This is a genomic window from Myroides albus, from assembly GCF_024722315.1.
Lineage (GTDB): Bacteria > Bacteroidota > Bacteroidia > Flavobacteriales > Flavobacteriaceae > Flavobacterium > Flavobacterium album_A.
Genome location: NZ_CP102754.1, coordinates 2,168,771 through 2,181,883 on the forward strand (window position 1 = coordinate 2,168,771; position 13,113 = coordinate 2,181,883).

Annotated in this window: 12 protein-coding genes and 4 tRNA genes; 5 read left to right on the forward strand and 11 right to left on the reverse strand. The window is 33.8% G+C overall.

The genetic code is table 11. The annotated features are described in order from the left end of the window. Positions 1 to 29 precede the first annotated feature (29 nt). From NWE55_RS09900 to NWE55_RS09915, 4 genes are all read right to left on the reverse strand, one after another. The gene (locus NWE55_RS09900; protein WP_155090857.1) at positions 30 to 380 is read right to left on the reverse strand and encodes a hypothetical protein; all 351 of its coding nucleotides are present in this window, start codon (positions 378 to 380) and stop codon (positions 30 to 32) included. Positions 381 to 484: 104 nt separating this feature from the next. Further along, positions 485 to 1,153: a response regulator gene (locus NWE55_RS09905; RefSeq protein WP_155090856.1), complete on the reverse strand. Its 669-nt coding sequence runs from the start codon at positions 1,151 to 1,153 to the stop codon at positions 485 to 487. Then, complete coding sequence (locus NWE55_RS09910; RefSeq protein ID WP_155090855.1) at positions 1,146 to 2,885, reverse strand: tetratricopeptide repeat-containing sensor histidine kinase; 1,740 nt, start codon at positions 2,883 to 2,885, stop codon at positions 1,146 to 1,148. The genes NWE55_RS09905 and NWE55_RS09910 overlap by 8 nt, the downstream gene beginning before the upstream one ends. Before the next feature lie 62 nt (positions 2,886 to 2,947). After that, positions 2,948 to 3,379, reverse strand: coding sequence for a hypothetical protein (locus NWE55_RS09915; protein WP_258204040.1), 432 nt, complete (start codon positions 3,377 to 3,379; stop codon positions 2,948 to 2,950). A 205-nt stretch (positions 3,380 to 3,584) separates the two neighbouring features. On the opposite strand from NWE55_RS09915, the gene NWE55_RS09920 reads away from it, so the two are divergent. Further along, the gene (locus NWE55_RS09920) at positions 3,585 to 4,139 is read left to right on the forward strand and encodes a hypothetical protein (protein ID WP_155090853.1); all 555 of its coding nucleotides are present in this window, start codon (positions 3,585 to 3,587) and stop codon (positions 4,137 to 4,139) included. Positions 4,140 to 4,206: 67 nt separating this feature from the next. Here the strand turns inward: NWE55_RS09920 and NWE55_RS09925 are convergent. Next, a tRNA-Leu gene (locus tag NWE55_RS09925) sits at positions 4,207 to 4,292 on the reverse strand. A gap of 614 nt (positions 4,293 to 4,906) precedes the next feature. Here NWE55_RS09925 and NWE55_RS09930 point away from each other — a divergent pair. Genes NWE55_RS09930 through NWE55_RS09945 form a run of 4 tightly spaced genes read left to right on the forward strand, consistent with a single transcriptional unit; the run spans position 4,907 to position 7,670 of the window. Continuing rightward, on the forward strand, positions 4,907 to 6,013 hold the full coding sequence (locus NWE55_RS09930; RefSeq protein WP_258204041.1) for a DUF2931 family protein: 1,107 nt from the start codon (positions 4,907 to 4,909) through the stop codon (positions 6,011 to 6,013). Further along, positions 6,013 to 6,261, forward strand: coding sequence for a hypothetical protein (locus NWE55_RS09935; RefSeq protein ID WP_258204042.1), 249 nt, complete (start codon positions 6,013 to 6,015; stop codon positions 6,259 to 6,261). Before NWE55_RS09930 ends, NWE55_RS09935 begins: the two co-directional genes overlap by 1 nt. 54 nt (positions 6,262 to 6,315) lie before the next feature. Then, positions 6,316 to 7,422, forward strand: coding sequence for a DUF2931 family protein (locus tag NWE55_RS09940; protein WP_258204043.1), 1,107 nt, complete (start codon positions 6,316 to 6,318; stop codon positions 7,420 to 7,422). Further along, complete coding sequence (locus NWE55_RS09945; RefSeq protein ID WP_155093475.1) at positions 7,422 to 7,670, forward strand: hypothetical protein; 249 nt, start codon at positions 7,422 to 7,424, stop codon at positions 7,668 to 7,670. Before NWE55_RS09940 ends, NWE55_RS09945 begins: the two co-directional genes overlap by 1 nt. Positions 7,671 to 7,920: 250 nt before the next feature. Here the strand turns inward: NWE55_RS09945 and NWE55_RS09950 are convergent, their stop codons facing one another. The 6 genes from NWE55_RS09950 to mutS form a co-directional block, all read right to left on the reverse strand. Beyond that, positions 7,921 to 9,276, reverse strand: a complete 1,356-nt coding sequence (locus NWE55_RS09950) for a DUF6138 family protein (RefSeq protein ID WP_155093476.1) — start codon at positions 9,274 to 9,276, stop codon at positions 7,921 to 7,923. A gap of 136 nt (positions 9,277 to 9,412) precedes the next feature. Further along, a tRNA-Leu gene (locus NWE55_RS09955) sits at positions 9,413 to 9,498 on the reverse strand. Between the two features lie 147 nt (positions 9,499 to 9,645). Beyond that, positions 9,646 to 10,017, reverse strand: a complete 372-nt coding sequence (locus NWE55_RS09960) for a hypothetical protein (RefSeq protein ID WP_155093505.1) — start codon at positions 10,015 to 10,017, stop codon at positions 9,646 to 9,648. Between the two features lie 107 nt (positions 10,018 to 10,124). Next, a tRNA-Leu gene (locus tag NWE55_RS09965) sits at positions 10,125 to 10,210 on the reverse strand. 10 nt (positions 10,211 to 10,220) lie between these two features. Continuing rightward, positions 10,221 to 10,293, reverse strand: a tRNA-Gly gene (locus NWE55_RS09970). 190 nt (positions 10,294 to 10,483) lie between these two features. Beyond that, positions 10,484 to 13,084 carry a DNA mismatch repair protein MutS gene (gene mutS / locus NWE55_RS09975; protein WP_155091170.1) on the reverse strand — a complete coding sequence of 867 codons (2,601 nt, stop codon included), beginning with the start codon at positions 13,082 to 13,084 and terminating at the stop codon, positions 10,484 to 10,486. Positions 13,085 to 13,113 lie beyond the last annotated feature (29 nt).

Below are 13,113 nucleotides of genomic sequence, written 5' to 3' on the forward strand. Positions count from 1 at the left end.
TAATCTATCGCTTTTTTGGTAATATAATATTAGTTAGGATTCAAAAACTTGTTTTGAAGTTTTTTAAATTGATTCTTGTGGTAATCGCCATTCTCTGTTTGAAGGAATAAGTGATTTAACCTTTGCTCTATTTCAGCATTTTTCAACATGAATGAAGAATACTTCTTAAGGCTTGTTCTATCGCCATTCAGAGCTTTTTTGTACACTTTGACGTAGTTGTGTATGTTGTTCTCGTATTCTGATAGAAGTAGGCTTATTTCTTGATCAGCTGTTGTTCTTTGCTGTTTTTTTTCATCGATAAAATTCCAAGTTATTTTGACACACAGCATACTAAAGATTAGAATTAAACATACAATAACAACTTGTCTCAATTTGAACATATTTTAAATAAAGCTATTTGTTTTCAATGCTAAATTATGACAACTCAAATTAACTATGGTACGGAAAACCATAATTGGGATGTTTTTTTCTTGTTAAATTAGAATTAAATGAGTCCTAAGTCTTTTGCAATACTGACAAGGTGTATTGTGTTTTTCGCCTCAAAAGAGAGTTTTAATTTTCCAATTCTCTTTTCTATACTACTTGTACTACTGATCGTTTTTGATTTGGATTTAAAAACTGCACTGATTTCTTGCTGTGTATAGCCCTTGGATAGTAAACTGATAATCTCCAGATCTTCGTCAGAAAGTATCAAAGCAGTTGAAGTAGTAGTTATGTCCTCTATATCTGGTGATAGATAACAGTTTGGGGTTGATTGTATGTGTTCAATAGCGTGATGGAGTTCATTGATACTGTTGCGACCTTTGCTGATATAAGCGTCAATCTTTAACTTTTCTATTAAAGTGTTTATCTCTATGTATCTGTTCTCTATTGAATAAACAATTATTTTGGTATCAGGATAATTGGCCTTGATTACCTCAATTAAGTCAATACCTCCTTCTAATTTTTGTTCGCGATAATCTTGTTCAAAGGACAAGTCAGTAATGATCAAATCAAAGGGAGATGAATTTAAGTGCGCATTTTGAATTTTCAACCAAGCGTCATCACAATATTTGGTATTGTATATTTCGGCACTGTACTTCTCAGAAAGTGCTGTAACAATACCTACATTTATACTGTCATAATCTTCTACTACTAATATCTTTTTAAACATATCTATAGGGTATGTAGATTGAAAGTTTTGTGCCAATCTCATTTTCTCTGTCAAAAATAATATATCCTTTTATATTTTCTATGCGGGATTCCATATTGGAAATTCCATTCTTCTTTTTAATATCTTCGTAGATAAGTCCTATGCCGTTATCTTTATAGTATATTGAGATTCCATTTGCTTCTTTTGTAAACTTGAATACAACAAGTGTAGCCATGCTGTGTTTTGTCATATTGACAAGAAGTTCCTGTAAGATTCTGTAAATGGTGATTTTTTGAATTTTTACCAGCATACTGAAGTCAATATTGTCTATCCCTGTGATGATGATTTTAGTCTTTTCACTTGTGTATTCATTGAATAAGTTTGTCAGCGTCTGAGTGAAGTTGACTTCGGTATCGATAGAGTTCAATTGAGTAGCTATGTTTCTCGACTTTTTGTAAATCGCGTCTAAATCTTTAATTAGGTGTTCTTTTTTTTCAGGGTCTTGTAGATTAAAGTTTTGTGTGTAAATCAACGTGTTGAAAATATCATTAGCTAATTCATCGTGGACTTTTTTGGCAATCCTACTCTCTGTTTTATAAACTTGTTTACCTTTTTCTACTATGTGTTTCTTTTTTATTTTAGAATAGACAATGGTTACAACAAGGAGGATTAGCAAGAGTACGCAGACAAGTACTAATACTGTATTGTGTTGCTTGGTTATGGTTGTGTTTTTGACTTGTAAATTGTATTTCAGCTTGCTGTTTTCTTTGGCGTGTTTGTCGTAGTCGTATCTAATTTTTGCAAATTGATTTTTCGATAACTGTGTTTCAACGTGAAATTGATTAGAGAGTGCGATATAATCGGTTACACTTTTTTTGTATATAGGGTGATTTATAGCGCTATTGTTTATGAGGATCTCGAGAATAGTTAGTTTTTCTTTCTTGCTACTTATGTCTTCTATATGTTCATAAGCCATTTTAGCGTAGTTTAATGCGTTATTGGCATCTTTGTCGCTGTAGTACTCACTCAGAGCGATATAACTACTTACAAGTTCGTATTTGTCATTTTCTTTTTCTCTTAGTTTAAGCGCGTAGGACAATTCATCTCTACCACTTGCTTTGTTAATTCTGTACTTTGCCTTCCCTAAGTTATTGTATATTTTGGCTAAATCAGTAGGGTTAATACTGTCTTTATATTCCTGTAAAACTTGGGAAAGGATTTCTTCAGCTTCTTTATATTGTTTATTCTCGATGAGTAAATAGCCTATATTGTTTTTGGTGATGATCTGATGTTCTTTATCATTACTTATCGCAAGTGATTTTTTTGCATATTCAATGGCATTTTCAAAATCAAGGAGTTCCGTATAACTCAAAGACAGAACTAAATTGGAGTATATCTGTAAGCTTGTGTCATCTTCTTTGATATAGTAAAGTTCCTTCGCAATGGTTTCTTGTGCGCTATTAGCATCTCCAATTGTTAGATAGATAGTGGCAATCTTGAGATTGTTGTAAGTAATCATTTCATGATCATTTATCTCCCTGAGTTCTTGATTGGATAGAAGATATAACTCAAATGCTTTTTCCAAGGCACCCAAATCAAAGAGACTGTCAGCTTGTGCTGTATATTGTCGGCCTAAGAGATTAGATTCTTCCAGATTTGGATTGTCTTTTTTCGAGCAACTAAGGCATAATGCTATACACAATATAGCATATAAGAGTAAATTCGAAGATGAAAAGTAGCGCTTTAATTTCATTCTTCGAATTTACAGATAAATTAGCATTGATAAAAGCTCAAAACTAGTGTGACTTACAATGTCTATTTTGTAGGTCTTGTCGGTGGTTTAATCGGCGGTAATCCCCAATCTTTCTCGGGAGCTTCTTCCGTATCGATATCGGTTCCAATTGATTTTGGTCTTGTTGGTGGTTTAATCGGCGGTAATCCCCAATCTTTCTCAGGAGCTTCTTCTGTATCGATATCGGTTCCAATTGACTTAGGTCTTGTTGGTGGTTTAATCGGCGGTAATCCCCAATCTTTCTCAGGAGCTTCGTCTGTATCGATATCAATTCCCAAAGGTGATTTTTGACTTTGAGGAGGAAACCCGTAAGGCTCATCGGAATTTTCTGAGTTATTTTGTTTGTTTAGATTTTGTGTTGGAATACCTTCCTCTATTTCGCTTTTCTCGCAACTTACTAATGTTAGTAAGCTGAGGTTTAGCAGTATTAAAATTCGATATGTTTTGCGTACCATATTCTAATGTGTATTAAAGTGTTTTTATTAGTACTCTGAGAAATGAAGGGAAGTATGAGAAGGATAAATGAATAAGCCCTTTCTTATTTCATTTATGGTTTTCACATACTGCATTGCTCATGTTTCGCAACAAAGAACCCTTAGTAATACAGAAGTAGAGAAGTGTCATTCCAATTATTCCGATAATTCTAATAATTCCACATAAATGAAAGAGAATACTTCACAGGCTTATATTGAAGCAGTACAATTTTATATACAGACAAAGATTAAAGAAGGAAAGGAAGATTATTATCTTTCGCCCTCACCAAAGCGGATTAAAGAACTTTCAAAGAGAGTTTATAAGGGAAGTAATGTTAGATTAGATCAGAAAATTATAAGTACTTTCTTTGGTTTAGAAGAATCAAGATCAATAGATCGACAATTTGATAGTTTTGACTTATCCAAGTTGAAGCCAGTTCAGAACTTTATACTTGGAAAAACGAAAAGGCCTGGTATTGTCATTGTTGATTTAGTAGCTGTATTATATGAGTTTCCTATTAGACCATTACAGCAATTTCTAAATCAGGAGAGGGAAGAAATAGAATCTTTTGTGCTTTGTATACAAGAAAGAGACATGGAGGTGCTGAAGAATTTAGAATCTATGAGTCAATTACAAAAACTTAGGGATAATAGAGAAGGAAATGATCAGGCAAATGTAAGTACTTATATCAAACTACACTGGTTAGTCGTTTGTAGCTTAGTGATCATTTTTTTTTATTAGGGATACTCTGTGCTTATCTTTTAAGGTAAAAAAAAAGACCTAAACGATTCGTCGTTTAGGTCTTTAGTACTCGGAGCGGGACTTGAACCCGCACGGGCATTACTACCCACTGGATTTTAAGTCCAGCGTGTCTACCACTTCCACCACCCGAGCGTCTTGATGTAGACTACAATAGTTGTTCTGTATTGCGAGTGCAAATATAGAATGTAATATTTTAGCACACAACTTTTAAATGATGTTTTTTTGATGAAAAAACACATTATTTCTTTAGGTGTTGATTAATAGTTAGTTATTGAGTGTTTTTTATGTGTATTATTAGTGTAATAAGTAGATACGATTAATAAAAGTGAAGAATATGATAGCAGAAAGATTGACTTTACTCTTTTGTTATACTATCAAATAGTGGACTTGCTAACTTAGTTGAAGTTAATATTAGCAAAGAGCATAGGGATAGTGAGATTAATCTATTTGAATGCTCTGCTAAGTATTCTGATAGCATTATTCTTTAAAACTTATTGTATTCCTTCATAGAACAAAGATGTTAATCTGAACTTCCTTTCTAAGTTTTTTAATATTTGTTATTTAAGTGTATTTTTTATGTATTAATATATTTATTTAGGTTAATTTTACAATGCTTTCTGTGTTTTTAGTTAAAATTATTTATTAATGTGAAATTGAATGATCAATTACCTGATTTGATGATGGAAGCTTAAATTGGTAAGTAGAGAAAGTAGATTAATGACAAGAGAAAGAAAGGAACTGAGAACATGAATAAGTGGAGTATATTTTTAGTATTATCTGTTTTAATGGTTGGCTGTATAAAAACCACAAAAAACAGCAATAAGAAAGAGGTGAAGTATTTTGAGAAATATGAATGGTATGCGCGCGAGAGTTGGGATGGTCGTTTTCCGATGTATTTTCATGATGGTTATTATATCTTAGAAGATGGGAGTACCAAATATATTCCCAATGGTTATACTGCAGGAAGTTGGGGAACGCCTTTAAGTTTGCACGCAAGTGGAGAAACGACACTTCCAGTAGGTTTATCAGTGAAGTATGTTTCATTTGTGGAGAAGAAATGTTATGGAGGAGAGTTTGAATTGCCGATTGATACCATCAAAAAGTATTTTCGACAAGGAGTTATAGAAGAGTTTAAAGGAGAGTCTACCGGGTATAGAAATATAATTACAGGAATCACACCTGGGGGGACTGTAGTAGTATGGATAGGAGGTATATCTACACAAATAGAGATTGCGCGTTTTAAGGCAGAAGAAATAAAGTTAAGTGTCAAGGAAATCTGGCCAAATTCAAGTATAAGTGAAGAAGACTTTTATGATATAAAAAGATCAGATCCTGATAAGTATGCTTATATACAGGAGTACGGACTTCCTCTGGGTATCTGGGATAAGTATCGCACGCGATTTAATTGGGAGTTAAAGTGGGATTTACCTAAGGGCTATGAAGTTTATCAGTATAAGGTTGAAATGTACAATGCAGAAAGAGTTAATCCTATTTTGTTTTTTAAGGAGAACCCATTGAATCCCTTCAAGGGAAAGGCTAAGGCTATTCCAGTGTTTACGAGATTAAATATCAATAAAAAGGGAACAAAACAGATAGATTACGTAGTTATGCGTTACGATTTTGAAGAGATGTATGCGTTAATGAGTAAGGTTTCAAGTCCAGAAACACCAATTACCATACATATCAAAGTGAACGATGATTTCTCTACAGAGTGGTATGTAGAAATAGAAGGAGTGAGATATCCAATAAAAGGTAGAGAACCAATAATAATTACATACGGACAAGACTCTGATGAAGATCGCAATTGGCGCACGTATGAAAAGTATCTAAAGAACCCCGATAAAGCACTATAATGAGCTGGTTTTTTTCAAGTAAAAAGGAAGCGTATTCCATTTTCGGGTATCATAATTCATTAGAGTTTAGACAAGGGAAGAATCATGTTTTTCTATATGGAATTATGATTGATTATAAAGGGAATATAAGTGATCATTGGATACATTTTTTATGTGAGGTGAAGTATCTGAATGATTGTGTTGTTCAGATAAATCAAAACCAAGTGTATCTTAATGATCAATTACTTGATTTGATGATGGAAGCTTAAATTGGTAAGTAGAGAAAGTAGATTAATGACAAGAGAAAGAAAGGAACTGAGAACATGAATAAGTGGAGTATATTTTTAGTATTATCTGTTTTAATGGTTGGCTGTATAAAAACCACAAAAAACAGCAATAAGAAAGAGGTGAAGTATTTTGAGAAATATGAATGGTATGCACAAGAGAGTTGGGATGGTCGTTTTCCGATGTATTTTCATGATGGTTATTATATCTTAGAAGATGGGAGTACCAAATATATTCCCAATGGTTATACTGCAGGAAGTTGGGGAATTGGTTTATCTACCCACATAAGTGGAGAAACGACACTTCCGGTTGGTTTATCGGTGAAGTATGTTTCATTTGTGGAGAAGAAATGTTATGGAGGAGAATTTGAATTGCCGATTGATACCATCAAAAAGTATTTTCGACAAGGAGATATAGAAGAGTTTAAGGGAGAATATATAGGGTATAGAAATATAATTACAGGAATCACACCTGGGGGAACTGTAGTGGTATGGATAAGAGGGATGTTTACGCAGGTGGAGATTGCGCGTTTTCAGGCAGAAGAAATAAAGTTAAGTGTCAAGGAAATCTGGCCAAATTCAAGTATAAGTGAAGAAGAGTTTTATAATTTAGAGAGAAGACGTCCTGAGCAATACGCTTATATACAGGAGCACGGACTTCCTCTGGGTATCTGGGATAAGTATCGCACGCGATTTAATTGGGAGTTAAAGTGGGATTTACCTAAGGGCTATGAAGTTTATCAGTATAAGGTTGAAATGTACAATGCAGAAAGAGTTAATCCTATTTTGTTTTTTAAGGAGAACCCATTGAATCCCTTCAAGGGAAGGGCTAAGGCTATTCCAGTGTTTACGAGATTAAATATCAATAAAAAGGGAACAAAACAGATAGATTACGTAGTTATGCGTTACGATTTTGAAGAGATGTATGCGTTAATGAGTAAGGTTTCAAGTCCAGAAACACCAATTACCATACATATCAAAGTGAACGATGATTTCTCTACAGAATGGTATGTACAAATAGAAGGAGTGAGATATCCAATAAAGGGTAGAGAACCAATAATAATTACATACGGACAAGACTCTGATGAAGATCGCAATTGGCGCACGTATGAAAAGTATCTAAAGAACCCCGATAAAGCACTATAATGAGTAGGTTCTTTTCAAGTAAAAAGGAAGCGTATTCCATCTTTGGTTATCGTAATTCATTAGAGTTTAGACAAGGGAAGAATCATTCTTTTCTATATGGAATTATGATTGAGTATAAAGGGAGCATCAGTAATCATTGGATACATTTTTTATGTGAGGTGAAGTATCTGAATGATTGTGTTGTTCAGATAAATCAAAACCAAGTGTATCTTAATGATCAATTACCTGATTTGATGATGGAAGCTTAAATTGGTAAGTAGATTAATGACAAGAGAAAGAAAGGAACTGAGAACATGAAAAAGTGGAGTATATTTTTAGTATTATCTATATTTATTGTGCGTTCTTTTTGTAAGAAACATAAAAATTGCTTTTGCTTAATTACTTTTAAAGGTTGTCATGAGTGTGAATTTAGCTTGTAAAAAGTATGTTGTTCTATATAACTAAAATTGAATGAGCCTTATAATTCTAAAATGGATAAAGAATTATAAGGCTTGTTTTTTATTCAGTTGTTTCTGTTAGTTGTTTAAACAGTGTTATTGCTTCAGTACTCCAATCTTGTGTAAGTGCAGGATAATTATCAGCCAAACCAAAGGTTGTATACATCACATTTTCCCAGCAGTACTCAGCCATTTCTTCTACTTCATTTCCACTGTCTTCAAAATCCTCAAGATCTTCGGCAGAGAAATAATAAGTAGCAAAATGTTCTTTGCTATCTAAAAGTAATTTTAGTACCTCAGTTGAGGTAAAGTATGCTGTATAAGCTTCTTCATGTGGTTGTTCTTGCACAGACAGAACCCCTTGTATATATACTTTAATACTTTCTGCGTCTATTCCGTATTTTTGTAGAAAAGGTAACGTGTAATTTTGATGTACATATTGATGATCTCCGTCTACAATGTGGTAGTAGTTAATTAGAAGATTAAAATAACGTCTATCCCATAGTCCTAATGCCATGACAGCAAAGGTTGAAGGCATCGTACATACCTCTTCATCTACATTAGTGTACCATTCCCATTTTCTCATTACTGTGTTGATATACTCGATCATCAACGGGTGTAGTGCTTCATATTGTACAGCAGTAGCAAATAAATATCTTTGACCACACTCCGGTAGGTTGTCTACCTTCAAATCTTTTAAATTTGGTCCTTCAAATTCAATAGCATAACTCTTAGGAAAGTCATCTTTTAGTAATTTGTTTATATAAGTCAGTACTTTTCGATACGTTTGTTCTGTATCGTCTTGTACTTTTATTCTAATGGTTGCAGTTACATCGTTTGCAATGCAATCTACCTGCTTGTCTTGAAACACAAGAATATCATTTGCAATAGTACCAGCTCCATATTGGTAGAGTTCATCTACTCTTTTGGATCCAAGGCGTTTCGCTAAGTTAAAGTATTTGTTAGCAGTTATAGTGGCATAACTGGCGTCGTATTTTATATGTCCAATAGCCAAATAACACAAGAAACGAAGTATTTCGTCTTGTTCTTGCGTTAAGGGTAGAGGTTCTTGCTTAGTGTCTACTTTGAGCGAACTATCCTTATAACTTACTTGTGGAAATACTGTAGAAATTAGTTTTTTTAATTTCTCACCTAAAGTATAATAATAACTATTGAATCCACTTAAAGCTCTTAGTTTTTCAAAAAAAGCGGTGTATCTTTCTTCAGAAAAAGGAGTTGTTTGAAAGAAATAGTCAATTACAGTACCATTGTAAAATCGCTCACCTGATTCTAATACATAAGGTGATGGATAATCGTCTGCAATCAAACAAGTATTATTGAATATAGCTTCTATAAAGCGATCTAAGAGTGCTTCATTTCCCTCTATTTTTACCAAGTAGTCTAATTCTCTTTTCATTTGTGTAATAAGTACAGATAATGTTTAGTTTGTTTTACGGGACTAAAGGTATAGTTATTTTAAAGAAATCAATCGAATATAGATAGGAGATGAGTTATAAACAAAAAAATCCTAAGCGTAAACTTAGGATTTTTAGTACTCGGAGCGGGACTTGAACCCGCACGGGCATTACTACCCACTGGATTTTAAGTCCAGCGTGTCTACCACTTCCACCACCCGAGCGTCTTAGTGTAGACTACAATACTTGTTCCGTATTGCGAGTGCAAATATAGAATCTTTTTTTATGAAATAAAAAGTCTTTTTTTACTTTTTTTAGATAAAAATACTTACCTATTGGCTATCAGTTTTTTATAGTATTGATTCAAGAAATTATTCTGTTCCAAAGATGTCATCAGCTGATAGATTGCCAAAAATATCAAAGGATAAGTCCAATATCTCAGCGTTGTTGAAGTTTAGTTTTATCTCCTCCATAGCTTTTTCAAATCTCAATTCTGTATTGAATCTCCTACTGTTCGCATATATCTTTTTCTCTATAGCTAAACGGAAGAAGTGTTTGCCTCCTGGAGTTTTGAACTTGATAAAGTTGAGAGAACTAAAGTTTGATCTAAGAAACTCAATATTTGCTTGTACAGCTTCAATGGTCGGATACTCCACACTAGTCATAAGGGTTTTCCCTCTTCTATGTTCAAAAGTGTATTTATATTTTCCGTTCTCTTTAATACTAATAACGAATGCACTCATATCATTTAAGAAACAAAATTAAGAAATCTTCTTTCCTAGAGATACCCTTAAGGATAACTTCTATAGGGACAAAAAAAAATCCTAAGCGTTAACTTAGGATTTTTAAGTACTCGGAGCGGGACTTGAACCCGCACGGGCATTACTACCCACTGGATTTTAAGTCCAGCGTGTCTACCACTTCCACCACCCGAGCAAAAAGTTTGAGCGAAAAACGGGGTTCGAACCCGCGACCTCAACCTTGGCAAGGTTGCGCTCTACCAACTGAGCTATTTTCGCATATTGTTTTTATGAACGTTGCTTTACTTCTGTATTGCGAGTGCAAATATAGAACGAATTTCCGTATCTCCAAACATTCAGATCGAAAAAAAATGAAATATTTTACAAGTTGTTGATTATCAAAAATAAAAAAATGAAAGTTTTTTTATACAAAAGCAGTAGTCCTTCAAAAAGACTACTGCTTATCGTATTATTTGGTAACTAATTTCTTCAATTCATTTAGTTTCATCATGGCTTCAATAGGGGTAAGCGCATTGATATCTGTATTGAGTATCTCCTGTTTAATTTCCTCGAGTAAAGGGTCATCCAGATTAAAGAAACTCAACTGTAAATCTTGTTCAGCAGGTTTTAGAGCTTGTTCTTCTTTTTTGTGTCCTTTTTCGAGCTGTTTTAGCATCTTTTCGGCGCGATTAATTACTGTTTTTGGCATACCAGCCATTTTTGCTACGTGAATACCAAAACTATGTGCGCTACCTCCTGGTACTAATTTTCTAATAAAAAGCACGTTATCTTTAAGCTCTTTTACTGATACATTAAAGTTTTTAACGCCATCAAAATATTCTTGCATATCATTTAATTCGTGATAATGAGTTGCAAAAAGTGTCTTGGGTTTTGTTGGATGTTCATGCAGGTATTCTGCAATCGCCCAAGCAATGGATATACCGTCATAGGTACTTGTTCCACGGCCTATCTCATCTAACAATACTAAACTTCTATCGGATATATTATTTAGAATGGATGCTGTTTCATTCATTTCAACCATGAAAGTAGATTCTCCCATTGAAATATTATCTGAAGCTCCAACACGGGTGAATATTTTATCTACAACGCCCATTCTAACTGCCGTAGCAGGGACAAAACTCCCCATTTGTGCCAATAATACAATCAAGGCGGTTTGCCTTAAAATAGCTGATTTACCTGACATATTAGGTCCCGTGATCATGATGATTTGCTGGGTATTGTTGTTTAAATATACATCATTAGATATATAAGGTACATCATGTGGTAACTGTTTCTCAATGACAGGGTGCCTACCTTCAGTGATTTCTAAATCATAGCTGTCATCAATTGTAGGTCTAACATAATTGTTGTCAATAGCCAATTGTGCAAAGGACGCTAAACAGTCAATTTGAGCTATTAGATTAGCATTTAATTGTACGGGTTTTATATATTGCGCACACCAATTGACAAATTCGTCGTATAACTCTGTTTCAAGTTTATATATTTTCTCCTCTGCTCCTAAGATTTTGCTTTCATACTCTTTTAATTCTTCGGTAATGTATCGTTCTGCATTAACCAAGGTCTGCTTTCTAATCCAGTTTGAAGGAACTTTATCTTTATGAGTATTGCGCACTTCTATGTAATAACCAAAAACATTATTAAAGGCTACTTTTAGTGAAGGGATACCTGTATTTTGGCTTTCTCTTAATTCTATGGCTTCTAAGAAGGTCTTTCCTGAGTGGGATATACTTCTTAATTCATCTAACTCTTTATTTATTCCTTGCGCGATGGCATTTCCCTTAGTGATTGATACAGGAGCCTCTGGGTGAATTGTTTTTTCAATTCTTTCGCGCAGGAGTCCACAATCATGTAAAGCGTCTCCAATGCCTTTTAAGGCAATATTCTTACTTTTTAATGCATGTTCTTTGATGGGAATAATAGCGTCAAGTGACTCTCTAAGATAGGTTAACTCCCTTGGTGAAACTTTACCTGTGGCTATTTTAGAAGTTAGTCGTTCTAAATCAGATATCTGTTTAATCTGTTTTTGAAATACAGTCAATAAGGCAGTCTCTCTTTTTAATTCTTCTACTACCTCATGTCGTTCTACTATTCGCTTATTGTTCTTTAAAGGTAATGCTAACCAGCGTTTTAGTAAGCGTCCTCCCATAGGAGAAATCGTTTTATCTATGACACTAAGCAAGGTAATAGCATTTGGATTTGTACTATTGTAAAGCTCTAAATTGCGTATAGTAAATCGATCCATCCACACATAAGCATCTTCTGCTATGCGTTGGATATTACTGATATGCTGTATCTTGGTGTGTTGTGTTTCAGATAGATAGTATAAGATAGCACCTGAAGAAATAATACCTTCTTCCAGATCTTCAATCCCATATCCCTTTAATGAGTTTGTATTAAAGTGCTTAGTAAGGGAATCAAAGGCAAAATCTTCTTTGAATACCCAATCGTCTAAAAAGAAAAGGTTGTAATTGTTGCCAAAGTATTCTTGAAACTTTAGTTTATTGTTTTTTTGTACCAGTACTTCACTTGGGTGAAAATTCTGTAATAGTTTATCTATATATTCACTATCGCCTTCAGAAGTTAAAAATTCTCCTGTGGATACATCTAAAAATGAAATACCAATATTCTTTTTTGCAAAGTGAATTGCACATAAGAAGTTGTTTGTTTTTGATTGTAGTACTTCATCATTAAGTGCTACACCTGGAGTCACAAGTTCTGTGACACCTCTTTTTACAATTGTCTTTGTTGTTTTAGGATCTTCTAATTGATCACAGATTGCCACTCGCAAACCAGCTTTTACTAATTTTGGTAAGTAGACGTTGACTGAATGATGTGGAAAGCCTGCAAGTTCAATTTCACTTGCAGTACCTGGAGATCGTTTGGTAAGTGTAATGCCTAAAATATTTGCAGTTCGAATAGCATCTTCTCCAAATGTTTCATAGAAATCACCAACTCTAAATAACAAACAAGCATCAGGATACTTAGACTTGATGTCATTGTATTGTTTCATTAGAGGAGTTTCTTTTGGAGCTTTAGCCTTTGCAGCCATATTGTGTATTTTTTGTGATTTGTACAAAT

Bases quoted from the DNA above. Each gene is read 5' to 3' on its own strand.
- NWE55_RS09930 (WP_258204041.1), top strand. From the start codon at position 4,907: ATGAATAAGTGGAGTATATTTTTAGTATTATCTGTTTTAATGGTTGGC.
- NWE55_RS09915 (WP_258204040.1), bottom strand. From the start codon at position 3,379: ATGGTACGCAAAACATATCGAATTTTAATACTGCTAAACCTCAGCTTA.
- NWE55_RS09960 (WP_155093505.1), bottom strand. From the start codon at position 10,017: ATGAGTGCATTCGTTATTAGTATTAAAGAGAACGGAAAATATAAATAC.
- NWE55_RS09940 (WP_258204043.1), top strand. From the start codon at position 6,316: ATGAATAAGTGGAGTATATTTTTAGTATTATCTGTTTTAATGGTTGGC.
- NWE55_RS09945 (WP_155093475.1), top strand. From the start codon at position 7,422: ATGAGTAGGTTCTTTTCAAGTAAAAAGGAAGCGTATTCCATCTTTGGT.
- NWE55_RS09900 (WP_155090857.1), bottom strand. From the start codon at position 380: ATGTTCAAATTGAGACAAGTTGTTATTGTATGTTTAATTCTAATCTTT.
- NWE55_RS09905 (WP_155090856.1), bottom strand. From the start codon at position 1,153: ATGTTTAAAAAGATATTAGTAGTAGAAGATTATGACAGTATAAATGTA.
- NWE55_RS09910 (WP_155090855.1), bottom strand. From the start codon at position 2,885: ATGAAATTAAAGCGCTACTTTTCATCTTCGAATTTACTCTTATATGCT.
- NWE55_RS09920 (WP_155090853.1), top strand. From the start codon at position 3,585: ATGAAAGAGAATACTTCACAGGCTTATATTGAAGCAGTACAATTTTAT.
- mutS (WP_155091170.1), bottom strand. From the start codon at position 13,084: ATGGCTGCAAAGGCTAAAGCTCCAAAAGAAACTCCTCTAATGAAACAA.
- NWE55_RS09935 (WP_258204042.1), top strand. From the start codon at position 6,013: ATGAGCTGGTTTTTTTCAAGTAAAAAGGAAGCGTATTCCATTTTCGGG.
- NWE55_RS09950 (WP_155093476.1), bottom strand. From the start codon at position 9,276: ATGAAAAGAGAATTAGACTACTTGGTAAAAATAGAGGGAAATGAAGCA.